Genomic DNA, 21707 nt, shown 5'->3' on the forward strand with positions numbered 1-21707 from the left:
AGTAGCCGTGGAGTCCGTTTCGCCCGGCCGTCGTGGTCTGACCATCGTTACCCGGCTGCTGCTGATGGGCGCGGCGGGTCTGGCGTCGGTGGCGCTCGTGGTGGCGTTCGCGATCTACAGCTCGCACGTGCAGGCCGACGCGAGCCGCGACATCGCGCGCGTGTCGGACGGCATGAGCCGGCAGTGGAACGCCGACATGATGCACGACGCGTTGCGGGCGGACGTGATGGCGGCGCTCTACTCGGCGGCGACGGCGGACCCGGCAGCGGCTGCGGAGCACCGCCGGGCGATCCTGGCGAACTTCGACGCGGCGGCCGTCGAGGCCCCGGCGGTGCTGGCCGCCGACTACGCACGGGTCCGCCCGCGAGTCGTGATATATGCGGATACGGCGGTCTCGCTCGTGGACTCCCGGTCGGCCGCTCAGCTGCCCGGCTACCTGAAGATCTACGCGGAGCTGGAGGAGCAGCTCGGCGCCCTCGACGACGGCATGATGCGGGCCGTGCGGACGGCCAGCGACCAGGGTGTGGCCTCGTCGCGCCGGAGCGACCTGGTCATCGGGCTGGCCGGCCTCGCCGGCGCGCTGCTCACGGCACTGGCCGGGGGGCGGACGGTGCGGGCGATCCGCGGGCCGCTGCGCGAGATGCTGAGCGGGCTGCGGGCGGTGGCCGGCTGCGACCTGACCGTCCGGGTGCCGGTGCTGCGGGGCGACGAACTGGGCGAGATGGCGGGGGCACTGAACGGCGCGATGACCTCGCTGCGGGAGACGGTGGCCGCGACGGCGTCGAGCGTCGGCACGCTGAGCTCGGCGAGCGGCGACCTGCGGACCCTGGCCGGGGACCTCGACGCCTCGGCCGAACAGACCTCGGCGCAGGCCCGCCGCGCGGACAACTCGGCGCGGCACGTCGCGACGGCGGTCAGCGACATGATGACCGCGACCGACGAGCTGGCCGCGTCCATCCGGGAGATCGCCCGGCAGACCGCGCAGGCCACCGAGACGACGACCGCGGCGACCCGGGACGCGGCCCGGACGGCGGAGGCGGTCAACCGGCTCAGCGACGCCAGCCGCGAGGTCGGCGACATCGTGCGGCTGATCACCAACATCGCCGAGCAGACCAACCTGCTGGCCCTGAACGCGACGATCGAGGCGGCCCGCGCGGGCGCCGCCGGCAAGGGGTTCGCCGTGGTGGCGACCGAGGTGAAGGACCTGGCGCAGGAGACCGCGCAGGCCACCGCCGACATCACCGCCAAGATCTCGGCGATGCAGGAGATGACCGGGGGCACGGCGGCCGCGATCGCCTCGATCACCGACGTGATCGGGCAGATCGACGACGGTCAGCGGACGATCGCGGCGGCGGTGGAGCAGCAGTCGGCGACCACCGAGCTGATGTCGCGCAACGTCGGGGAGGTGTCGGCGGCGGCCGGGGAGATCAGCGGGACGGTCACCAACATCACCCGGTCGACCGAGGCCACGGCGGAGGGGGCGAACACCACGCGTACCTCGGCCGAGGTGGTCAGCGCCGCGGCCGGGGAGATCCGCACGCTGATGGCGCGCTTCCGCTACTGAGGCCCTTTCCCGCTCAGGACGCAGAACTCGTTGCCCTCGGGGTCGGCCAGCACCACCCACGGGACGTCGTCGCCCTGACCGATGTCGGCGAGCCGGGCGCCCATGTTGACCAGCCGCTCGACCTCCATCTCCTGGTCGTCCGGGCGCAGGTCGAGGTGCAGGCGGTTCTTCACCGTCCGGGGGTCGGCCGAGGTGCCGAACAGCAGGCCGGGCAGTTCCGCCGGGGTGCGGCGGATCTCCACCTCGTCCGGGGCCTCGTGCACGATCGTGTATCCGAGGGCCTCGGCCCACCAGCGGGCCAGCCGGTGCGGATCTTCGGCGTCCACGACGATCTGTTCCCAGCGGACCGGCATGTGGCCCCCTCCTTATCGAAAAGTGACGATCATGTTACGCGCCCACTGTCGAGGGACCGACTCCCGTACGCCGGACCGGCCGTGCGACGAAGCCGTTCGATGCGCCCGACGATCCGAGATGTGGAACGACTACGGCTTCTGCTGAGCGAGCTGGGTGCGGCCGGATGGACCGGAGCACTGCACATCGGGGGTACACCCGGCGGCGTGCTGCATCTGGCCGGCGGCCGGATCTCGTACGCCGAGACGCCGGCCACGCCCGGCCTCGGGGAGCGGCTCGTCGCGTCCGGCCGGTTGAGTCACCGGGCCTGGTCGTCGGCGGCCGCCCGGCGCACCGCGCGGGTCCTGCTGCGGGACGGGCTGATCGGGCGCAACGAGTTGGAGTCCCGGGTGGCCGCCGCGGTCGCCGACGCGGTCGCCGAGATCCTGCGGTCGGGTCACGGGCCGGTGCGGCTGGTCGCCGGCGAACGGCACTGGCTCGGCGATTTCGGCCTGTCCGGCCTGCGTAACCGGCGTGGCCTGACCATGACGCACACCGGGTGCGACTCCTCGCCGCACGGTCGCCGCAGGATGGCCCACGGTGACGGCGCGGGGCTTTCCCCGGGTCGCCGCCGTTCGGAGGGGGCAACGCAGCGCTGAGGGGAAAGAGTGCCCGGCGTCGATCACTGTCTGCAGGAGGCCATGGCGATTCCCGGCGCGGTCGGCGCCAGCATCGTCGACTACACCACCGGCTTCCCGGTCGCCACGACCGGAGCCGCACCCAATTCCGACCACGAGGCCGCCGCGGCCGGCACGGCCGATGTGGTCCAGGCGGCGACCAGCCGGTCGCTGCTGGTCTCGGCGGTACCGCACGACCTGTTGGAAGACCTGATCATCACGACGGCCGGCGGCTATCACCTGCTCCGGCTGGTGCACACCGAGTTCGACAGCCGGCTCGTCCTCTACCTCTGGCTGGACCGGCAACTGGGGAATCTCGCGGTGGCCCGCCGCCGGATGCAGAAACTCGCCGACGACCTGGTCGCAACGTGAATCGATTTCGACGGGAGACCGCGTGACCGCCACCAAGACCGCCGGGCCGGCGCGCCTGCTCACGCAGGTGGCGGCCGACCGGCAGACCGGAGCGCTGGTGGTCGGCGGCCACCCGGGCGGCGCGGTCTACGTCCTCGAGGGCCGGGTCATCTACGCGGAGTCGCCGGCCGCCCCGGGCGTGGGCGAGCTGCTGACCGCGTCCGGCCGGCTGGCGGGCCGCACCTGGCAGACGGCCATCGACCAGGGCACCTCCACCGCCCGGGTGGGCCGGCTGCTGGTCGAGCAGGGCCATCTCACCCAGGGTGAGCTGGAGCTGTGCGTGCTCGGCGCGACCTACGACGCCGCCTACTTCGCGCTCTCCCCCACCGGGGCGCCCGTCGAGTTCCTCGACGGCGCCATGCACTGGCTGGGGCCGGTCGCGCACATCGACCCGGCGGCGGTCAACCGGGAGGTACGCCGGCGCACCCGGATGCTCGACTCGATCTTCCCGGACGCGCGGGTGGACACGGCGGCGGTCACCCCGGTGGCCCGGCCGCCGCGCGAACGGATCACGCTGACCGCCCTGCAGTGGGAGCTGCTGGTACACGCGGACGGCCAGCGCACCCCCGCCGACCTGGCGTTGCTTCTGGGGCGCGCGGGCTTCGCGACGATCGCGGAGCTGCGGCGCCTGGCGGCCGCCGGCCTGCTGGAGCTGCCTGAGGTACGGGCGGAGCCGCCCGAGTTCGTCCGGCTGCCGGTGGCCCGGGGCGCGGCGGTGGACGTGCGCCGCCCGCCGCCGGCCACCGGCGACCCGCCGCCCGCCCCGCCGGTCCCGTCCGTCCCGCCGGTCCCGCCCGCCCCGTCGGTCCCGCCCGTCCCGGTCGTGCGAGGGCCCCGCCCCGAAGACAACAGCAGCGCCGGCCCGGTCAACAGCACCGGCGCCGGCACGGTGTACCGGCCGCCCCGGCTGGCCCGCCGAAAACCCGGGGCGAAGCTGCCGAAGGAGGTCGCCGGGGAAGCCCCGCCGGCCCACCCCGGCACCGATGAGGTCCTGCTCAAACGCATTCGTACCGCACTGAGGGCTTTGCGGTGACGCGCGCACCCCCTGCTAACGAGAAAGAGAGCCGAGGATGACGGTGGATCCGGCGGTACTCGAGGAGCTCGACCGTTTGCGTTCCCGGTTGCCGGAGCTCTCCGGCAGTGTGCTCGCCACCACCGACGGGCTGGTGGTCGCGCACGACGCCCACGAGCACGAGCCGGACGGCCTCGCCGCGCTGGCCGCCGCTCATCTGGCGCTGGCCCGGCGGTTCGCCCACGCGGTGAGCCACGGCGGCCTGCGCGAGTCGGTGGTCGAGTGCGACCGCGGCTACATCACCACCTACACCGCCGGGCCGAACACCCTGCTCACCCTGGTCACGTCCGGGGACGCCAACCTCGCGATGGTCCACCTGGAGGCCCGCCGGTGCGTACGCCGGCTGGTGCGGATCCTCACCGTGGAGGCCAAACCGAAGGCCCGGCCCGAGATTCCCACGCAGCCCGGCCCGGGGGTGCCGCTGGCCCGGCGCACCCCGATGGCCACCCTGCCCCACAACGCCCGGCGCCGGCAGGCGACCGGCTGATCCCCGGTACCGCCGGCGAAGCGGCGGTCCGTCATCCCACCGCAACGGAGGAACCATCCCATGCCCGACATGGACACCGCCCTCAAGGAGATCATGGAGATCGACGGCGCCGTCGGCGTCGCCCTCGTCGACCACACCAGCGGCATGGCCCTCGGCACCGTCGGCGGCGGCAAGGAACTCGACCTGACGGTCGCCGCGGCCGGCAACACCGACGTGGTGCGCGCGAAGCTGCGGGCGATGGAGATGCTCAACATCTCCGAGAAGATCGAGGACATCCTGATCACCCTGGACAGCCAGTACCACATGATCCGCCCGCTCACGAGCCGCTCCGGCAAGGGCTTGTTCCTGTACGTGGCCCTGCGCCGCGACCGCTCCAACCTGGCCATGGCCCGCCACCAGCTCCGCCGCATCGAGAACGACCTCGACGTCTGACCGCGACCCTCGTCCGGTGTGGTCCCGGGGGTGGCGGTGGCGCGCGTGCCCGCTCCCGGCGGGGAGGGCCAGGCTGTCCTGCCCTCCCCGCCCACCGGCCGCTCACCCGCCGCCCACCCGCCGCCCTCGAGGCCGCCCAGCGGCACCGGTCATCGCCGGCGGGCGACCTCGAGGGCGGCGGTGCCCAGCAACGGGATCGCGGCGATCGCGAACAGGGTCGTCAACGTGATCGGCAGCGCGAACCAGGCGTACAGGACGACCGCGAAGACCTCGGCGGCGAACCCGCTCACCGACAGGACGGTGGTGCGGGCCGCGCCGGTGATCTGCTCCTGCAGGCGGGTCTCGGCGCGCAGCGTCGCGAACTGCAACAGGCCGAAAGCGGCGGCGACGACGACCATGCCGGCGAGGTTCGCGGTGAGCGCGCCGGCGGCGAGAAGGACGGCCGCGACGACGGCCGCCCCGGCCGGCAGCGGCGGCGCGGCGTAGCGTCCGGCGAGCGCGCTTCCCGCGGCCATCGCGAGGGCGGTGAGGGCGAACAGCAACGGTACGGCCGTGGTCGGCGCGCCCTTCTCGCGGGCAAGCAGCGGTAGATATTCGTCGAGGGCGCTGAAGCCGGGCAGTAGCGCGGCCACCGCGACGGCCAGGATCATGCGATGCCCACCAGCCGGTAGCCGCCCGCGGCGAAGGCGGGCGTCGCGAGCAGCGTCGCCGCCGAGCCCGCACAGCACGAAGCCGAGCGCGAAGCCGGGGAACGCCGGCCAGCTCAGCCACAGCGCGTAACCGGCGGCGGTGAGGAGCTCACCGATCGCGTAGAGGCCGCGACGGGACCACGCGTCGGCCAGCGCGCCGGAGGGCACCTCGAAGGCGAACGAGACCACCGACCAGATCGCGAACAGCGTGGAGATCTCCCCGGTGGACAGGCCCGCGTCGGCGAACAGCAGCGCGTAGACCGGGTAGAGCAGAACTCCGTCGGCGCAGGCGCGGACGGCGTAGAGAAGCGGCGGCGATCAACGTCGGGGTGGATGCATGAGTTCATCCTCCGCCCGCGGTCAACCCAGTTTTGCCTCGTCGGCGGCGGCCCGCCCGGACTCCCAGCCCTCCAGGCTGTCGACGCGGCTGCCGCGGGCCCGGACCGTACGCGGGAAGGACTGCGCCATCGCCTCCCGCACCCGCAGGTCGCGGCCGCGCAGCACCGGCAGCAGGTCGGTGTGCCGCTCGATCTCGTGCCGGGTGGTCCGCTCGAGCCGTTCGCCGATCCGGTGCGCGTAGGCGACCAGGAAACTGCGCCGGAACGCTTTGACGCGGGCCTTGCCCTTCACCGGTTCGTCGCGCGCCATCGCCCTGTTGGCCTGCACCAGCAGTGACGTGTAGAGCAACTCCACCGCGTCGATGTCGGCGTCGAACCCGAAGACGGTGGAGAAGGCGAGCTCCGGCGACCAGACGGTGTGACAGTGATTGGCTCTCGCCACGGCGTCGAGCAGGGCCGCTTTCTCGCTCTCGTACGGGTGGTCGACCCCGACCCGGCGGGCCAGCGGCACCGACTCCGGTGCGGCGGTCAGCACCGATTCGATGCTGTGCTTGGCGATCAGCTCCTGCGCCTTGGCCGAGAACGCTTCCGCCTCGGCCGGGAACTCGGTGCCCTCGGCCTTCGCGAGCAGGGCCCGCACCCGGTCGAGGATCCGGTTGTCGGCGCCCTGGTACCGGGCGGTGCCGACCGTCCCCGGCGGCGGGACGAGGGTTTCGATGCGCGGCAACCGGCGCAACTCCAGCAGGAGCCCGAGCGCGGCGTCGTGGCGCCTGATCCGGTCCAGTTCGATGCGGTCCGGCCGGGTCCGGTCCGCCCCGGTCCGGCCGGCCGCGGGCAGGTCATCCACCTGGGCGCGCCACCGCGGGTCGACCTCGCGGAACCTGGTGAGGTGCCGCCGCACCGCCTCGGCGACGATCTGCGCCTGCCCCGGCTCGCCCCGCCGCGCGACCACCCGATGCAGCTCAGCGGGCTGCCACCCGCCCTGGAACAGCCGGTCGACGGCGGCGTCGACGGCGGCGACGAGCACCGCGTCGGCGTCCGGCGTCCCGGCGAGCGCATCGAGCCCGGCCTCGTAGCTCAGCTCGCCGGCAAGCACCGCCCGCACCGTCTCGGACGCCTTGACCCCGGCGTTGTCCTGCTGGATGGCGTCCACCTCGTACTTGTCACGGTGATGTCGGCGATGCTTTCGGCAGGCCGGTGTTACGAAAGCCGGGGGTTACGAAAGGCCGGTGTCAGCCGCCGGACTCGTCGGTCTCGGCGCCCTCGGGGACGGTGTCGTCGTCCCGGCTGTCCAGCCAGCCGTACGGCAGCGAGACCTTTCCCGGCGCGTTCACCCGGCCACGCGGCTGGCCCAGGGCCTCGGCCGGGAACGGTGTCGCCGGGTCGAGCATCGCCAGCAGGTCGTCCAGCTCGGCCAGGGACGAGATCATCGCCAGGCGCCGGCGCAGGTCCCCGCCGACCGGGAAACCCTTCAGGTACCAAGCGACGTGCTTGCGGAAGTCGGCACAGCCGTGCTTCTCGTCGCCCAGGGCGTCGACCAGCAACTCGGCGTGCCGGGACATGATCTTCGCGACCTCGCCCAGAGCGGGCAGGACCGGGCGGTAACTCGCGCCCTGGGTGAACGCCGCCTCCAGGTCGGCGAACAGCCACGGACGGCCCAGGCAGCCACGGCCCACCACGACGCCGTCGACGCCGGTGTGGTCGACCATGCGCAGGGCGTCCGAGCCCTCCCAGATGTCGCCGTTGCCGAGCACCGGCACGTCGAGGGCCTGCTTGAGGGTGGCGATCGCGTCCCAGTCGGCCGTGCCGGAATAACGCTGCTCGGCGGTGCGGGCGTGCAGGGCGACGGCGGCCACTCCCGCTTCCTGGGCGGCGAGGCCGGCTTCGACGTACGTCAGATGGTCGTCGTCGATGCCCTTGCGCATCTTGATGGTGAGCGGAATGCCGAACGGCCGCGCGGCCTCGACCGCCTGGGACACGATGCGGCTGAACAGACGCCGGCGCCACGGCAGCGCCGAACCGCCGCCGCGGCGGGTGACCTTGGGCACCGGGCAGCCGAAGTTGAGGTCCACGTGGTCGGCCAGGCCGTCCTCGCCGACCATCCGGACCGCGGCCGCCGTCACCTGCGGGTCGACGCCGTAGAGCTGCAGGCTGCGAAAGCCCTCGTCCTCGGCGAACGAGATCATCTTGAGCGTCTTGGGGATCCGCTCGACAAGCGCCCGAGTCGTGATCATCTCGCAGACGTAGACCCCACCGCCCTGCTCACGGCAGAGCCGCCGGAACGCCACGTTGGTGATCCCGGCCATCGGCGCCAGCACGACGGGCGGGTTCACGGTGTGGTTCCCGAGCGTCAGCGGCTTCGCGGTCTTGAGCGGCGCAGTCACACTCCCGAGGATGCCATGCGACCGGCAGCAGCCGGAAATTGCGCCGGCTCGGCTTCGCCTACCCGGCGCGGGTCCCGGGCGTCTGGCAAAGTCGGCCGCATGGCAGACGTGGCGGGGCACCGACGGCTTGTTGTCGTGTTCGAGTCGCCGGTTGCGGAGGCGATGCTCCGGCTTGCCGTCGAGCTCGGGTTCAAGGCCGTGCTCGTGGAGCCGGACGAGGTGCGCCTGCAAGGGACCCCGCGGCCGCACGGCGATCAGGTGGTGCACGATCTCGCGGCGGCCGACCTCGACGAGGGCACCGATGTCGTGCTCAGCGACCACCACCGGGCCGAGATCGGGGTGGTGCTCAAGGAGGCGCTCGCGGCGCGGACCCGGTGGATCGGGATTCTCGGCAAGCCGGCCGTCGAGGGGCCGCACGTGGCGATGCTGCGGGAGCTCGGGGTGCCGGCGGCGGAGATCGGGCGGGTGCACCGCCCGATCGGCCTCAACATCGGCGCCCGGACCCCGGCCGAGATCGCCGTGGCGACCCTGGCCGGGCTGATAGCCGAACGTAACGGCCGACCGGGCGGGTTCGAATTCTGACCCGGGGAACTAGCAGCCGGGCAGGCGCTTGATCAGGTAGTCCTCGATGTGATCGAGGGAGATCCGCTCCTGCTTCATGGTGTCGCGGTCACGCACCGTCACGGCGTCATCGTTCAGGGTGTCGAAGTCGACGGTGACGCAGAACGGCGTACCGATCTCGTCCTGCCGGCGGTAACGCCGGCCGATCGCCTGCGAGTCGTCGAACTCGACGATCCACCGCTTGCGCAGCGTGTCGGCCAGGCCGCGGGCCTTCGGGGACAGCTCCGGGTTGCGCGACAGCGGCAGCACCGCGACCTTGATCGGGGCCAGTCGCGGGTCGAACCGCATGACCGTGCGCTTGTCGACGCCACCCTTGGTGTTCGGGGCCTCGTCCTCGTCGTACGCCTCGAGCAGGAAGGCGAGCACCGCGCGGGTCAGGCCGGCGGCCGGCTCGATCACGTACGGCATCCAGCGTTCCTGCTTCTCCTGGTCGAAGTACGACAGGTCGACGCCGGAGTGCTTGGAGTGCGTGGTCAGGTCGAAGTCGGTGCGGTTGGCGATGCCCTCGAGCTCGGCGAACTCGGTGCCGCCGAACTGGAAGCGGTACTCGATGTCGACGGTGCGCTTCGAGTAGTGCGAGAGCTTCTCCTTGGGGTGCTCGAAGAAGCGCAGGTTACTCTCCGACAGGCCCAGCTCGCGGTACCAGTTCCAGCGCTGCTGCAACCAGTACTCGTGCCACTCTTCGTCCTTGCCGGGCTCGACGAAGAACTCCATCTCCATCTGCTCGAACTCACGCGTACGGAAGATGAAGTTGCCCGGGGTGATCTCGTTGCGGAAGCTCTTGCCGACCTGGGCGATGCCGAACGGCGGCTTCTTGCGGGCCGCGGTGGCGACGTTGTTGTAGTTGACGAAGATGCCCTGGGCCGTCTCCGGGCGCAGGTAGTGCAGCCCGTCAGCGCTCTCGGTCGGGCCGAGGTAGGTCTTCATCAGGCCGTTGAACATCTTCGGCTCGGTGAAGGTGCCCTTGTTGCCGCAGTTCGGGCAGTTCAGCTCCTGCAACGAGGACGGCGGCGAGCCGTGCTTGGCCTCCCACGCCTCCTCGAGGTGGTCGGCGCGGAACCGCTTGTGGCAGGACTGGCACTCGGTCAGCGGGTCGACGAACGCGTCGAGGTGACCGGAGGCGGCCCACACGTCGCGGGCCAGGATGACGGCGGAGTCGAGGCCGACGATGTCGTCACGCTGCTGCACCATCGTGCGCCACCACTGGCGGCGGACGTTCTCCTTCAGCTCCACGCCCAGCGGACCGTAGTCCCAGGCCGAGCGGGTCCCTCCGTAGATCTCGCTGGAGGGGAAGACGAAGCCCCGGCGCTTGGCCAGGGAGACGACGGCGTCGATACGGTCGGCGGGCATGTTCCTCCTACGCCGGCTGGGTGTCGGCGGGGACATGGTGGGTTGGCTATCAGGACAAACAGCGAGATTACTCCCCGAGCCGGCACAGTTCTAACCCGCCCGTGCCGCCCGTGTCCTGCTTGAGGACGGCGTCGAGCTCGCCGGTGTCGCCACCGCTGTAGGTGACATCGACCGGCAGGGTCAGCGTCGTGAAGTCGAGGTCGCCGAACGTCCACCGGGTGATGGCCTGCTCACCGGTGACCCGGCTGCGGAACTCGGCGGGACTCTCGTCGTCCTGCGCGTCGTCGCACAACATCCCGTACGCCTCGTCGTAGCGCTTGTCGCGCAGGGCGCCGAGATAGTCGCCGACCGAGGCCTCGGCGTGCTCCTGCAGGGAGCCGGTGGCGGAGATGCCGATGCCGACGAGCGCGGCGGTGCCGCCGCCGCAGACCAGCACGGCGACGGCGACGGCGATGCCGATGCCCCAGCCGATGCGTTTGCCCCGGCCCTCGACCGGCGGGGCCGGGAACGGGGGATAGACGCCGGGGCCCTGAGGCGGGGCGGGAATCATGTGGCCCAGGTTAGTCGCCCCACCCGGATCCGTGGTCGGCGCCAGGGTGTGGTTCAGCGCCGGGGTGCGGTCAGCGCCGGGTGCGGTCAGCGCCAGGGTTCGGCGGCCCGGTCGCTGGCGGTCACGGTCACCTGGCCGCCGGGCTCGGCGGAGGCGAGGGTCTCGAAGGCGGACGGCACGTCGACCGACTCGGACAGCAGCGGGGTGGCGTGGACCTTGACGTCGAAGCCGCCCAGGGCGCGCCGGTAGGCTCCGACGGACTCCCACTCGGTGACGAGCGTCCAGTGGTCGGGGTCGTCGATCGCGCGGGTGAGCCGGCCGGAGAGATAGCCGGGGCGCTCGGCCAGCGCGGTGAGGGCGGCATGCGCCCGGAGCACGAAGCCGTCCTGCGTTTCCCCGGGGACGACGAAGCGGTTGAGCACGAGCATGAGACGAGCGTACGCAGGCCTGGGAGGCATCACGGTGGCGACGTCCGACTACGTTCTGCGCCGGCTGGCGCGGGTGAACCCGACGGTGGCCTTCATCCTGGCGCTGGCACTGATGCTGGGCGGCCTGTTCCTGCCCGGGATCATCGGTGCCGCGCTGCTGTTCCTGCTGGCCGCGGGCCTGGCGGCGCTGACCTTCACGACGTGGGCGGTGCAGAAGCCGGCGACGCGTACGGTCCGGGTCCTGATGCTTCTCCTGCTCCTCGCCGCGGTGGTCGCGAAGGCGATGTGACGTCCCAGCCAGGTGAGGCCCCAGCCAGGTGACGTCCCAGCCAGGCGGAACCGGGCGGAGAACACATGCGCTTTTGACAATCATTATCATTGTCGGCGAGAGTGGGTGCTATGCCCCGTGCCCTGCTCGCCGCCGTTCTGGTGCTCGCCGTGGCGGCCGGCTGCGGCGCTCGCGCCTCGGCCGGTGGCTTCACCGCCGGCCGGCTGAACGTGGTGACCGCCTTCTACCCGCTGCAGTTCCTCAGCGAACGCATCGGCGGCGGCACGGTGCGCGTTCTCAACCTCACCAAGCCGGGCGCCGAACCGCATGACGTGGAGCTCAACCCGCGCCAGGTCGCCGACGTCGCCGACGCCGGCCTCGCGGTCTACCTGAGCGGCTTCCAACCGGCCGTCGACACCGCCGTCGAGCAGGAGGCGAAAGGCCACTCGTTCGACGTGGCCTCGGCGGTCGACCTGCTGCCCTACACGCAGGATTCGGAAGAGGACGGCGACAAGGACCCGCACGTCTGGCTCGACCCGGTCCGCTTCGCCACGATCGCCGGCCAGCTCGGCGACCGGCTGGCGGCGGCCGACCCGGCGAACGCCGCGAGCTACCGGAGCCGGGCCAGGCAACTTCAGGACCAACTACGAGACCTCGACCGGACGTACGCGCGGAGCCTGGCCACCTGCCGCCGCCACGAGCTCGTCACCAGTCACAGCGCGTTCAACTACCTGGCCACCAGGTACGGCCTGACCCAGGTCGGCATCACCGGCATCTCGCCCGAGGCCGAGCCCGCCCCGCGCCGCCTGGCCGAGGTGGCCCGCACGGCCCGCGCCACCGGCACCACCACGATCTTCTTCGAGACCCTGGTCAGCCCGAAGGTCGCCGAGACCATCGCCCGCGAGGTCGGCGCCCGCACCGCGGTCCTCGACCCGCTCGAGGGGCTGACCGACCCGGCGGCCGACTACTTCAGCGTCATGCGGGCCAACTTGGCCGCCCTGACCACGGCATTGGGGTGCACCGCATGACAGTCGTCGACGTACGCCGGCTCGCCGTCGGCTACGACGGCCGGGAGATCCTGCACGACGTCTCCATGTCCGTCCGCGCCGGTGAGGTCGTCGCCGTCCTGGGCGCCAACGGCTCCGGCAAATCCACCCTGATCCGGGCGATCCTCGGGCTGGTCCCGCCGATGCGCGGCGGCATCGACCTGTTCGGCGTCCCGCAGCGCAGGTTCCGGGAGTGGGCGCGGGTCGGTTACGTCCCGCAGCGGCTCGGCGCGGGCAGCGGGGTGCCGGCCACGGTCGGTGAGGTGGTGGCCTCCGGCCGGCTCGCCCGGCGGGGCATGTTCCGCCCGGCCGGTGCCGCCGACAAGGCCGCGGTGCGGTCCGCCCTGCAGGACGTCGGCCTGCTCGACCGCATCGGCGACCCGGTGTCGACCCTCTCCGGCGGACAGCAGCAGCGCACCCTGATCGCGCGCGCCCTGACCGGCCGGCCCGACCTGCTGGTGCTCGACGAGCCGACGGCCGGGGTCGACGCGGCCAGCCAGGAGGCGTTCGCGGCGGCGCTGGGCCGGTTCGCGACCGACGGCGGCACGATCGTGCTGGTGCTGCACGAGCTGGGCCCGCTGCGCCCGCTGATCGGCCGCACCGTGGTGGTGCACGAGGGGGCGATCGCCCACGAGGGCGCGCCACCGGAACCGGCCGGCCACCACGCCGACCCCGGCCACGACCACGTGCACCCGCACGCCGACCTGGCGAAGGCCGGCATCTGCGAGTGGGCGCCGGCCGACCGGACGGCGGCCCCCTGACGTGGACCTTTTCCAGTACGACTTCATGCTCCGGGCGCTGACCGGCGCGCTGGTGATCGGCCTGGCCGCCCCGGCCCTCGGCATCTACCTGGTGCAGCGGCGGCTGTCGCTGATCGGCGACGGCATCGGCCACGTGGCGCTGACCGGGGTCGGGGTGGGACTGCTGCTGCACCACTCCCCGGTGATCAGCGCGGTGCTCGTGTCGGCGGCCGGCGCGGTCGGCATCGAGCTGATCCGCCAGCGCGGCCGCACCTCCGGCGACCTGGCCCTGGCGTTGCTGTTCTACGGCGGCATCGCGGGCGGCGTGGTGCTCGTCGGGCTCTCCGACGACAGCAGCAACGCCAACCTGATGCAATACCTGTTCGGCTCGCTGATCACCACGTCACCGCAGGACGTGGTGGTGATCGTGGTGCTCGGCGTCGCGGTGCTGCTCGCCATGACGATCTTCCGGCCGGCGCTGTTCGCGGTCTGCAACGACGAGGAGTACGCCAAGGTCAGTGGCCTTCCGGTGCGTACCCTCAATCTCCTGATGGCGGTGACGACCGCGGTGACCGTGACCATCGCCATGCGGACCGTAGGTCTGCTGCTCGTCTCCGCGCTGATGGTGGTCCCGGTCGCCGCCGCCCAGCAGGTCACCCGCGGTTTCGTCAAGACGATGGTGCTGGCGATGGTGATCGGGCTGGCCGCCGCCGGCGCCGGGGTCGCCGTCTCCGCCGAGATCAACACCGCCCCCGGCGCCACCACGGTGATCCTCGCCCTGGTCGCCTTCGTGGCCATCGCCCTGGGCAGCGGTGCCGCCCGAGTCCTGCGCCGCCGCGCCCATCAGCCCCGAGAGGTGGAGCCGCCAGATGTCGTCCTCCAGAGTTGAGTCGTCCGCCGGAGTTGGCCGGGCGGGCGGGACCCGGCCGGCGCGGGCACCGCGATGACCACGACAACCGGTTACGAGGCGTACGAATCGGCCGGGGAACTCCTGCGCGCCCTGTCCGCGCCGATCCGGGTCGCGATCGTCGCCGAGCTCGGGGTGGGGGAACGCTGCGTGCACGAGTTGGTGGAGAAGCTGGGCGCGCCCCAGCCGCTGGTGTCGCAGCACCTGCGCGTGCTGCGCGGAGCCGGCGTGGTGCGGGGTGCCCGCCGTGGCCGGGAGATCGCATACTCGCTGGTGGACGATCACGTCGCGCACATCGTCGCCGACGCCGTCAGTCACGCGAGGGAGGTCCGATCGTGAACGCCGAGTCGCCGGCGCAGCGAACCACCAAACAGCGCAGCGCGGTGAGCGCCGTGCTCAACGAGACCGAGGGCTTCAACAGCGCCCAGGATCTGCACGCCATCCTGCGCGAACGGGGCGAGAGCGTCGGCCTGACCACGGTCTACCGCACCTTGCAGGGCCTGGCCGACGCCGGCGAGATCGACGTGATGCGGCCGCCGGACGGCGACTACCTCTACCGCCGGTGCAGCCAGGGCCACCACCATCACCTGGTCTGCCGCTCGTGCGGACGGGCCGTCGAGGTGGAGGGCCCGGCCGTGGAGTCCTGGGCCGAGAAGGTCGCCGCCAAGCACGGTTTCAAGGACGTCTCGCACACCGTGGAGATCTTCGGCACCTGCCCGGAGTGCGCGGCCAAGCATTAGCGAGATCCACGTGGGACGCTGTGCGCCATGAGGCTCTATGCCGAGCGGATCCCCACCGCCATCCGCCAGCTGCTCACCGACATCATCGTCGTCCTCTGGATCTACCTGTGGATCCGGGCCGGCCTCTGGGTGCACCAGATGGTCGAGAAACTCGCCGTGCCCGGCCAGAAACTGCAGAGCGCGGGCGGCGGCATCGCCGAGAATCTCGCGGACGCGGGCGGCAAGGTCGGCCGGCTCCCGCTGGTCGGCGACCAGCTGGTCAAGCCGTTCAACGGGGCCGCCGACGCGGCCCGCTCGCTGGCCGAGGCGGGCGCGCAGCAACAGGAGATCGTCGATCAGCTGGCGCTGATCATGACGATCCTCGCCCTGTCGGTGCCGCTCGCGCTCGTCCTCTTCCTCTGGCTTCCGCTGCGGTTGCGGTGGATGCGCCGGGCCGGGGTGGCTTCCGCCGTACGGGGTCAGCCCGCCGGCCGTGACCTGCTGGCCCTTCGCGCGCTCGCCAGTCAGCCGCTGAACGAGCTCGCGAAGCTGGGTCCCGACATCGCGCAGAGCTGGCGCAACGGCGACGCCGAGGCGGTCGACGCGCTCGCCGCCCTGGAACTGCGCAAGCTGGGCCTCACGGCGTCCGCCCGCCGCCGCTGATCCCGCCGCTGCCCGCGCTGCCGCTGCCCTCGTCGCTGTCGCTGCCCTCGTCGCTGTCGGTGCCCTCGCCGCTGCCGCTGCCCTCGCCGCTGCCGCTGCCCTCGCCGCTGCGCGTGCCGCCGCCGGCGATTCGGGCCAGGGCGGCGTCGGCGAGGGCCGTGGGGGCCTGCTCGGGCACCCAGTGACTCACCCCACGCAGCACCACGAGCTGGTAATCGGCCTCCACCCAGTCCCGGGTGCGCAGGGCGGCGGTGCGGGCGACGACACCGTCGCGGTCACTCCAGACGTACGTCGTCGGCACCGTGATCACGCCGACGCCGCCGAGGTCGCTGCCGTCGAGCCCGCGGTACCAGTTGAGGCCGCCGGTCAGGCGTCCCGGCTCGCGCATCGCGTCCACGTAGAGCGCGGCGCGGTCACCGATCGGGCTCAGCATCGCCTTGAGCACGGCCGCGCCCCCACCCAGCAGGACCCGCTCGGCGACCGCACTGCGGAACAGGGCGAAATAGGCGAACCGCGCCCGCTGCGTCGGGCGAACCCGCATGGCCAGGCGCAACGCCCGCGGATGCGGGACGGAGACCGCGGTGAGCGTGCTCACCCGGTCGGCGTGCCGGGCGGCCAGCAGCCAACCCACCTGCGCGCCCCAGTCGTGACCGATGACGTGCGCCTTCTCGATGCCGAGCGCGTCGAGGACGGCGATCGCGTCGGCCGCCGGCTCGGTGATCCGGTAGGCGCCGGGGTGCTGCGGACGTGCGCCGGGGCTGTATCCACGCTGGTCGAGGGCGTACGTGCGGAGGCCCGCCGCGTGCAGGCGGGGCAGGATGAGATCGAACTCGCGGTGGTCCTGCGGGAAGCCGTGCAGCAGGAGGACCGGCTGACCGTCGGCCGGACCACCCTCGTACACGTCGAAGGTCAACCCGCGCGCCTTGATCTCCATGTGATCACTCCCTCGCTGTCCCGGCACTCACATCGGTGTTAGCGTCATCGAAACATAAGCAACGAAGCTTGTTCGCGACGGCGCGGGGCAATCGATCTTCGGGCCGGGATTCAGTCCTCGGCGCGGTCGCGTCGGTCAACGCGGTCACGAACAAGTTTCGATCCGACAGGGGAGCGCACAGCGCTGAGAGTGCGGGGCAACTCGCAGACCCTCGTACCTGATCTGGGTAATGCCAGCGCAGGAAGCTCGGTCTTTTCTCCAGCCGCGCCGTGATTTTCTCACGGCGTGCGTCTCCTCCCGCTGGGCCTGTTCGACAAGGTCAAACTGGGAGGCACACCAATGGCAACCAATCCGAACCGGTGGCGCACGATCGACATCGTGATCGCGTCCATCATCGCGGTCGCGTTCGGCGTCATCTTCTGGGCGTGGGGTCTGCTCTGGAACGGGCCGGCCGACGCCATCCCGCTGCCGGGCCGCGCCGTGCTCTACGGGATGTGGCTGGTCCCGGCCGTGCTCGGCGCGCTGATCGTGCGCAAGCCCGGCGCCGCGTTCTACACCCTCACCCTCGCCTCGCTGGTGTCCGTCGCGATCGGCACGAGCTGGGGCTGGACCCTGGTCGTGCAGGGACCGCTGGAGGCGCTCGGCGCCGAGGTGGTGTTCGCGGCGTTCGCCTACAAGCGCTACAACCTGCCCACCGCCCTGCTCGCCGGCACCGCCGCCGGCATCGTGGCAGCCGTCTACGACGCGGTCGTCTGGTACCCGGAGACGTCCTGGACCAGCATGCGCCTCCCCTACATCGCGATCACCGCGGTGTCGGCCCTGGTGATCGCCGGTCTCGGCAGCGTGCTTCTGGTCCGGGCGCTCGCCCAGACCGGAGTTCTCGACCGGTTCGCGGCGGGGCGCTCGCGCGCGCTGGTCTGATCCTTGATTCCCTCTGAATCATGAGCACGGTCGTCCTTCGTGGTTTCGGGTGGCGGCATGCGGGCCGCCGCGCGTGGGCGGTCCGCGACGTCGACCTGCGCATCGAACACGGCGAGCGGGTGCTGCTGCTCGGTCCCTCCGGGGCCGGCAAGAGCACCCTGCTCGCGGCGCTGGCCGGGCTGCTCCCCGACGACTCGGGTGAGCAGGCCGGCACCGTCGAGATCGACGGCCGCTCCCCCGCCGACGCCCGCGACCACGTCGGCATCGTCTTCCAGGACCCGCAGACCCAGCTGGTGATGGCCCGCAGCGGCGACGACGTCGCGTTCGGCCTGGAGAACCGCGGGGTGCCGGCCGGCACGATCTGGCCCCGGGTCAGCGACGCCCTCGACCGGGTCGGCTTCCCCTACCCGATCACCCGGTCCACCGCCGCGCTGTCCGGCGGCGAGGCGCAGCGGCTCGCCCTCGCCGGGGTGCTCGCCCTCCGGCCCGGCCTGCTGCTGCTCGACGAACCGACCGCCAACCTCGACCCGGTCGGCGCGGAACTGGTACGGGACGCGATCACCCGCGCCCGCGCCGACGACACCACCCTGATCCTGGTCGAACACCGGGTCGCGGAGGCGCTGCCACTGGTCGACCGGGTCGTGGTGCTCGAGGCGGGCGGCGGGATCCGGGCCGACGGCGCACCCGAGATGGTGTTCGCCGCCTACGGCGACCGGCTCGCCGACGAAGGGGTGTGGGTGCCGGGATTCCGCGTACCGGCGCTGAAATCCCCGGCCGCGGCGGGCAACGAGGTCCTGCGCGCAACCGAGGTGAGCGTGGCGAACCGCCTGTCCGGGGTGTCGATCGGCGTCGGCGAGGGCGAGGTCCTGGCCGTGACCGGGCCCAACGGTGCCGGGAAGTCGACGCTGGCGCTCGTACTGGGCGGCCTGCTCGCGCCCAGCGGCGGGCAGGTGTCGGCGTTCGGTGACCCGAAACCGCCGCACAAGTGGCGGGCGGCGACGCTGACCACGCGGATCGGATCGGTCTTCCAGAACCCGGAACACCAGTTCGTGACCTCGCGGGTGGCGGACGAACTCGCGGTCGGGCCACGGCGCACCGGCCGCACCCCGGCGCAGATCAAGGAAATCGTGGACTCGCTGCTGGACCGGTTGCGGCTCACCAAACTCGCGGCCGCCAACCCGTACACCCTCTCCGGCGGCGAGGCCCGCCGGCTGAGCGTCGCCACCGCCCTGGCCACCGCGCCGCGCCTGCTCGTCCTCGACGAGCCGACCTTCGGCCAGGACCGGCGCACGTGGATCGAACTGGTCACGCTGCTCGCCACACTGCGCGACGAGGGACACGCGGTGGTCGCGGTCACCCACGACGACGACTTCGTGCAGACCCTCGCCGACCGTACGTTCCCGCTCGGCTCGTCGCGGCCGGGCGAGCCGCTCCCCCGCCGGCGCCGCTCATGACCACGTTCGCGTCGCCGCCGGTCACCAACCCGTCCGCGCTGCTCGCCCGGCGCAACCCGGTCGCCAAGCTCGCCGCCGCGCTGCTCTTCTCGCTCCCGCTGCTCGCCACCCTCGACCCGCTCACCCCGGCGATCGCGCTCGTCGTCGAGCTGACCCTGCTGCCCCTGTTCGGGCTGCGCCACGCGGTACTGGCCAAACAGGTGTGGCCGCTGCTGCTGGCCGCGACCGGTGTCCTGATGACGATGGTGCTGTTCGCGGCCGACCGGAGCGGCACCGTCCTGGTCGGACTGGGCCCGTTCGACGTCACCACCGGTGTGCTCAACTCGGCGCTCGGCCTCATCCTCCGCCTGTTCGCGATCGCCCTGCCCGGCGTCATCGTCTTCGCCACCACCGACCCGACCGACCTGGCCGACGCGCTCGTGCAGAACGCCAAGGCGCCGGCCCGGTTCGCGATCGGGGCGCTGGCCGCGTTCCGGCTGCTGCCACTACTCGGCGCCGAATGGCAGATGCTCACCCTGGCCCGCCGGGCGCGCGGCGTCGACACCGGCGTGCGCGGCTTCCCGGCCACCGCGTTCGCCCTGCTGGTGGGGGCCCTGCGGCGGGGCACCCGGCTGGCGGTGGCGATGGACGCGCGCGGGTTCGACTCGGGGGTGCCCCGCACCTACGCCCGGCGGCAGGTCTTCACCCGGGCGGACGTCGCGCTCATGGCCGGCGCGATCGGGCTGGCCGCGCTGATCCTCGGCACCACGATCACCCTCGGCCTTTTCCGATCCATCATCTAGTGCGGGTCCATCATCTAGTACGGGCGGTGCCGTGTGCCGCGAACGACGTACGGTCGCCCCGCCACGCCTCGCGTGGAACCAGGTCGTCCGGCGCGATCCGCAGCCCGGCCGCCGCGACGTTCTCGGCCAGGCGCGACCGGTTGCGGGTGCCGGGAATCGGGACGACGTCGTCGCCCCGGGCCAGCAGCCACGCGAGTGCCAGCTGACCGGGTGTCACCCCGTACACCGTCGCCTTGCTCTTCAGAATTTCGACGAGATCGAGGTTGGCGGTCAGGTGCGCATCATTGAAGCGGGGGTCGTCCCGGCGGAAATCGCCCGCCGGGAACGGTCCCCGCGGCAGGGCTCCGGTGAGCAGACCACGACCGAGCGGACTGTACGGGACCAGGCCGATGCCCAGCTCGCGCGCGGCCGGCACCACGTCGTCCTCCGGTTCCCGCCAGGCCAGCGACCACTCGAACTCGACGGCCGCGATCGGATGCGCCGCGGCCGCCTGCGCCAACTGCGCCGGGTTGACCTCGCAGACCCCGAGGTGGCGCACCTTCCCGGCGGTGACCAACTCGGCCATGGCGGCGACGGTCTCCCCGATCGGCACCATCGGGTCGACCCGATGCAGGTAGTAGAGGTCGATGACGTCGACGCCGAGCCGCCGCAGGGACGCGTCGCAGTAGCCGCGCACGTTCTCCGGCCGCCCGTCGATCCGCACCCCGTCGTCATCGCGCACGATGCCGAACTTGGTGGCCAGCACGACGTCGTCGCGCCGCCCGGCGATCGCCCGGCCGACCAGCCGCTCGTTGTGTCCCTGGCGGTAGCTCATCGCGGTGTCGATCATGGTGATGCCGTGGTCGAGCGCGTCCCGGATGACGCCGATCGACGTGTCGTCGTCGGCCGGCCCGTACGCCTGGGAGAACCCCATGCAGCCGAGCCCGATCGCGGAGGTGGTGAGGTCGCCGAGCTTTCGCTGTTCCATGCGTTCAGCGTCGATCGGCGGCGCTGATAAGTCCAAGACGGAGTTGCGCTGCCATTCATCTGCTTTCAAGATGAGTGGCGTGGAGCTGCGGCAGCTGCGGTACTTCGAGGCGGTGGCCCGGCTCGGCAGCTTCACCCGGGCGGCCGAACAACTGCACGTCGCCCAGTCGGCGGTGTCGGCGCAGGTCCGTGCGCTCGAGTCCACCTTGAAGGTCGAGCTGCTCACCCGGACCACCCGGCGGGTCGCCCTCACCGAGGCCGGTGAGCTGTTCCTGGCCCGATGCCGGCGGGTGCTCGACGAACTCGACAGCGCCCGCGACGACCTGGCCGACCTCGCCGCCGTGCTGACCGGCCGGGTCGCGGTCGGCGCGACCGCGGTCGTCGGCGGCTACGACCTGCCCGGCGCGCTGGCCCGCTTTCACACCCGCTTCCCCGGTGTGACGCTGAACCTGCGCTCGGGGCTGATCGCGGAACTGCTCACCGACCTGGACGAAGGCGTCGTCGATCTGGTGGTCGGCCCCGTCCACACCGACCTGCCGTCCCGCTTCTCCGCGCACCGCATAGCGCAGGAGCGGGTCGTGCTGATCGTTCCGCCGGCGCACCGGCTCGCCCGCGGGAAGGGCCCGGTGCCGCTCGACGACCTACGCGACGAGCCGTTCGTCTGTCTGCCGGCCGGCAGTGGCCTGCGCTCGATCCTCGACGAGGCGGCCCCGTTCCCGCCACGGGTGCCGTTCGAGACGCATTCGCCGGCGAGCATCCGCGATCTGGTCGCGGCCGGACTCGGGGTGGCGCTGCTGGCCGGCACGGCCGCCGAAGCCCCGGGCGCGGGCGTCGTGATCCGTCAGTTGCAGCCGGCGCCGGCGCACCCGGAGATCGGCGTCATCCACCACCGCGACCATCGGATGTCCGCGGCCGCGCGGGCATGCCGCAGTCAGCTCACCGAGCTCGGCGCCGGCTGAACCGGCTGAAGTCCA

At 72.3% G+C, this 21707-nt stretch carries 26 protein-coding genes, 1 pseudogene and 1 riboswitch; of the genes and pseudogenes, 18 read left to right on the forward strand and 9 right to left on the reverse strand.

The annotated features are described in order from the left end of the window. The first annotated feature begins 7 nt into the window (after nucleotides 1-7). A complete protein-coding gene (locus tag Afe05nite_RS32420; protein ID WP_239118347.1) occupies nucleotides 8-1564 on the forward strand; it encodes a methyl-accepting chemotaxis protein in 1557 nt (518 codons plus the stop codon). Here the strand turns inward: Afe05nite_RS32420 and Afe05nite_RS32425 are convergent. Continuing rightward, nucleotides 1558-1917 (reverse strand): VOC family protein, encoded by a 360-nt coding sequence (locus tag Afe05nite_RS32425; RefSeq protein WP_203821084.1) that lies wholly within the window; start codon nucleotides 1915-1917, stop codon nucleotides 1558-1560. The two genes, Afe05nite_RS32420 and Afe05nite_RS32425, sit on opposite strands and share 7 nt — an antisense overlap. A 120-nt stretch (nucleotides 1918-2037) precedes the next feature. On the opposite strand from Afe05nite_RS32425, the gene Afe05nite_RS32430 reads away from it, so the two are divergent. From Afe05nite_RS32430 to Afe05nite_RS32450, 5 genes are read left to right on the forward strand one after another with little or no spacing between them, the layout of a single operon-like run. Next, the gene (locus tag Afe05nite_RS32430; protein WP_203821085.1) at nucleotides 2038-2553 is read left to right on the forward strand and encodes a hypothetical protein; all 516 of its coding nucleotides are present in this window, start codon (nucleotides 2038-2040) and stop codon (nucleotides 2551-2553) included. Nucleotides 2554-2562: 9 nt separating this feature from the next. Further along, nucleotides 2563-2943, forward strand: coding sequence for a hypothetical protein (locus Afe05nite_RS32435; RefSeq protein WP_203821086.1), 381 nt, complete (start codon nucleotides 2563-2565; stop codon nucleotides 2941-2943). A 22-nt stretch (nucleotides 2944-2965) separates the two neighbouring features. Then, nucleotides 2966-4015 (forward strand): DUF4388 domain-containing protein, encoded by a 1050-nt coding sequence (locus Afe05nite_RS32440; RefSeq protein WP_203821087.1) that lies wholly within the window; start codon nucleotides 2966-2968, stop codon nucleotides 4013-4015. Between the two features lie 37 nt (nucleotides 4016-4052). Next, nucleotides 4053-4541: a roadblock/LC7 domain-containing protein gene (locus Afe05nite_RS32445; protein WP_203821088.1), complete on the forward strand. Its 489-nt coding sequence runs from the start codon at nucleotides 4053-4055 to the stop codon at nucleotides 4539-4541. 60 nt (nucleotides 4542-4601) lie between these two features. Continuing rightward, nucleotides 4602-4973 (forward strand): hypothetical protein, encoded by a 372-nt coding sequence (locus tag Afe05nite_RS32450; protein ID WP_203821089.1) that lies wholly within the window; start codon nucleotides 4602-4604, stop codon nucleotides 4971-4973. A gap of 149 nt (nucleotides 4974-5122) precedes the next feature. Here Afe05nite_RS32450 and Afe05nite_RS32455 read toward each other — a convergent pair whose 3' ends face one another. From Afe05nite_RS32455 to dusB, 3 genes are all read right to left on the reverse strand, one after another. After that, nucleotides 5123-5935 carry an MFS transporter gene (locus tag Afe05nite_RS32455; RefSeq protein ID WP_275407530.1) on the reverse strand — a complete coding sequence of 271 codons (813 nt, stop codon included), beginning with the start codon at nucleotides 5933-5935 and terminating at the stop codon, nucleotides 5123-5125. Between the two features lie 87 nt (nucleotides 5936-6022). Beyond that, the gene (locus Afe05nite_RS32460; protein WP_239118348.1) at nucleotides 6023-7153 is read right to left on the reverse strand and encodes a DUF2786 domain-containing protein; all 1131 of its coding nucleotides are present in this window, start codon (nucleotides 7151-7153) and stop codon (nucleotides 6023-6025) included. A 79-nt stretch (nucleotides 7154-7232) separates the two neighbouring features. Continuing rightward, nucleotides 7233-8384 carry a tRNA dihydrouridine synthase DusB gene (dusB, locus tag Afe05nite_RS32465; protein WP_203821090.1) on the reverse strand — a complete coding sequence of 384 codons (1152 nt, stop codon included), beginning with the start codon at nucleotides 8382-8384 and terminating at the stop codon, nucleotides 7233-7235. Between the two features lie 99 nt (nucleotides 8385-8483). Between dusB and Afe05nite_RS32470 the strand changes: the two genes are divergently transcribed. Beyond that, nucleotides 8484-8966, forward strand: coding sequence for an XdhC family protein (locus Afe05nite_RS32470; protein WP_203821091.1), 483 nt, complete (start codon nucleotides 8484-8486; stop codon nucleotides 8964-8966). 9 nt (nucleotides 8967-8975) lie between these two features. Here Afe05nite_RS32470 and Afe05nite_RS32475 read toward each other — a convergent pair whose 3' ends face one another. From Afe05nite_RS32475 to Afe05nite_RS32485, 3 genes are all read right to left on the reverse strand, one after another. After that, nucleotides 8976-10355, reverse strand: a complete 1380-nt coding sequence (locus Afe05nite_RS32475) for a glycine--tRNA ligase (protein WP_203821092.1) — start codon at nucleotides 10353-10355, stop codon at nucleotides 8976-8978. 67 nt (nucleotides 10356-10422) lie between these two features. Next, nucleotides 10423-10905 carry a hypothetical protein gene (locus Afe05nite_RS32480; RefSeq protein WP_203821093.1) on the reverse strand — a complete coding sequence of 161 codons (483 nt, stop codon included), beginning with the start codon at nucleotides 10903-10905 and terminating at the stop codon, nucleotides 10423-10425. Nucleotides 10906-10991: 86 nt separating this feature from the next. After that, nucleotides 10992-11333 (reverse strand): antibiotic biosynthesis monooxygenase family protein, encoded by a 342-nt coding sequence (locus Afe05nite_RS32485; protein WP_203821094.1) that lies wholly within the window; start codon nucleotides 11331-11333, stop codon nucleotides 10992-10994. Between Afe05nite_RS32485 and Afe05nite_RS32490 the strand changes: the two genes are divergently transcribed. The 7 genes from Afe05nite_RS32490 to Afe05nite_RS32520 all read left to right on the forward strand — a co-directional run bounded on the left by Afe05nite_RS32490 (nucleotide 11332) and on the right by Afe05nite_RS32520 (nucleotide 15676). Next, complete coding sequence (locus Afe05nite_RS32490) at nucleotides 11332-11622, forward strand: DUF6703 family protein (protein WP_239118349.1); 291 nt, start codon at nucleotides 11332-11334, stop codon at nucleotides 11620-11622. The two genes, Afe05nite_RS32485 and Afe05nite_RS32490, sit on opposite strands and share 2 nt — an antisense overlap. Nucleotides 11623-11732: 110 nt before the next feature. Further along, the gene (locus tag Afe05nite_RS32495; RefSeq protein ID WP_203821095.1) at nucleotides 11733-12629 is read left to right on the forward strand and encodes a metal ABC transporter substrate-binding protein; all 897 of its coding nucleotides are present in this window, start codon (nucleotides 11733-11735) and stop codon (nucleotides 12627-12629) included. Then, nucleotides 12626-13408, forward strand: a complete 783-nt coding sequence (locus Afe05nite_RS32500) for a metal ABC transporter ATP-binding protein (RefSeq protein ID WP_203821096.1) — start codon at nucleotides 12626-12628, stop codon at nucleotides 13406-13408. The genes Afe05nite_RS32495 and Afe05nite_RS32500 overlap by 4 nt, the downstream gene beginning before the upstream one ends. Before the next feature lies 1 nt (nucleotide 13409). Further along, on the forward strand, nucleotides 13410-14276 hold the full coding sequence (locus tag Afe05nite_RS32505; RefSeq protein WP_203821097.1) for a metal ABC transporter permease: 867 nt from the start codon (nucleotides 13410-13412) through the stop codon (nucleotides 14274-14276). A gap of 54 nt (nucleotides 14277-14330) precedes the next feature. Further along, nucleotides 14331-14633: an ArsR/SmtB family transcription factor gene (locus Afe05nite_RS32510; protein ID WP_203821098.1), complete on the forward strand. Its 303-nt coding sequence runs from the start codon at nucleotides 14331-14333 to the stop codon at nucleotides 14631-14633. Next, on the forward strand, nucleotides 14630-15034 hold the full coding sequence (locus Afe05nite_RS32515) for a Fur family transcriptional regulator (RefSeq protein WP_203821099.1): 405 nt from the start codon (nucleotides 14630-14632) through the stop codon (nucleotides 15032-15034). Before Afe05nite_RS32510 ends, Afe05nite_RS32515 begins: the two co-directional genes overlap by 4 nt. Before the next feature lie 27 nt (nucleotides 15035-15061). Beyond that, the gene (locus tag Afe05nite_RS32520; protein ID WP_203821100.1) at nucleotides 15062-15676 is read left to right on the forward strand and encodes a hypothetical protein; all 615 of its coding nucleotides are present in this window, start codon (nucleotides 15062-15064) and stop codon (nucleotides 15674-15676) included. Nucleotides 15677-15797: 121 nt separating this feature from the next. Here Afe05nite_RS32520 and Afe05nite_RS32525 read toward each other — a convergent pair. Next, nucleotides 15798-16610 (reverse strand): annotated as a pseudogene (locus Afe05nite_RS32525) (alpha/beta fold hydrolase); the annotation flags it as partial. A 157-nt stretch (nucleotides 16611-16767) separates the two neighbouring features. After that, nucleotides 16768-16872: riboswitch (TPP riboswitch) on the forward strand. A gap of 77 nt (nucleotides 16873-16949) precedes the next feature. On the opposite strand from Afe05nite_RS32525, the gene Afe05nite_RS32530 reads away from it, so the two are divergent. The 3 genes from Afe05nite_RS32530 to Afe05nite_RS32540 are packed head-to-tail and all read left to right on the forward strand — an operon-like array spanning nucleotide 16950 to nucleotide 19767. Next, nucleotides 16950-17531, forward strand: a complete 582-nt coding sequence (locus Afe05nite_RS32530; protein ID WP_203821102.1) for an ECF transporter S component — start codon at nucleotides 16950-16952, stop codon at nucleotides 17529-17531. 20 nt (nucleotides 17532-17551) lie between these two features. Continuing rightward, on the forward strand, nucleotides 17552-18985 hold the full coding sequence (locus Afe05nite_RS32535) for an ABC transporter ATP-binding protein (protein ID WP_203821103.1): 1434 nt from the start codon (nucleotides 17552-17554) through the stop codon (nucleotides 18983-18985). Beyond that, nucleotides 18982-19767: an energy-coupling factor transporter transmembrane component T family protein gene (locus Afe05nite_RS32540; RefSeq protein WP_203821104.1), complete on the forward strand. Its 786-nt coding sequence runs from the start codon at nucleotides 18982-18984 to the stop codon at nucleotides 19765-19767. Before Afe05nite_RS32535 ends, Afe05nite_RS32540 begins: the two co-directional genes overlap by 4 nt. Nucleotides 19768-19777: 10 nt before the next feature. Here Afe05nite_RS32540 and Afe05nite_RS32545 read toward each other — a convergent pair whose 3' ends face one another. Further along, nucleotides 19778-20734 carry an aldo/keto reductase gene (locus tag Afe05nite_RS32545; RefSeq protein WP_203821105.1) on the reverse strand — a complete coding sequence of 319 codons (957 nt, stop codon included), beginning with the start codon at nucleotides 20732-20734 and terminating at the stop codon, nucleotides 19778-19780. A gap of 70 nt (nucleotides 20735-20804) precedes the next feature. On the opposite strand from Afe05nite_RS32545, the gene Afe05nite_RS32550 reads away from it, so the two are divergent. Beyond that, on the forward strand, nucleotides 20805-21692 hold the full coding sequence (locus tag Afe05nite_RS32550) for a LysR family transcriptional regulator (RefSeq protein ID WP_239118350.1): 888 nt from the start codon (nucleotides 20805-20807) through the stop codon (nucleotides 21690-21692). Nucleotides 21693-21707: the final 15 nt, after the last annotated feature.

This window comes from Paractinoplanes ferrugineus (genome assembly GCF_016862195.1).
In the GTDB taxonomy this organism is placed as follows: domain Bacteria; phylum Actinomycetota; class Actinomycetes; order Mycobacteriales; family Micromonosporaceae; genus Actinoplanes; species Actinoplanes ferrugineus.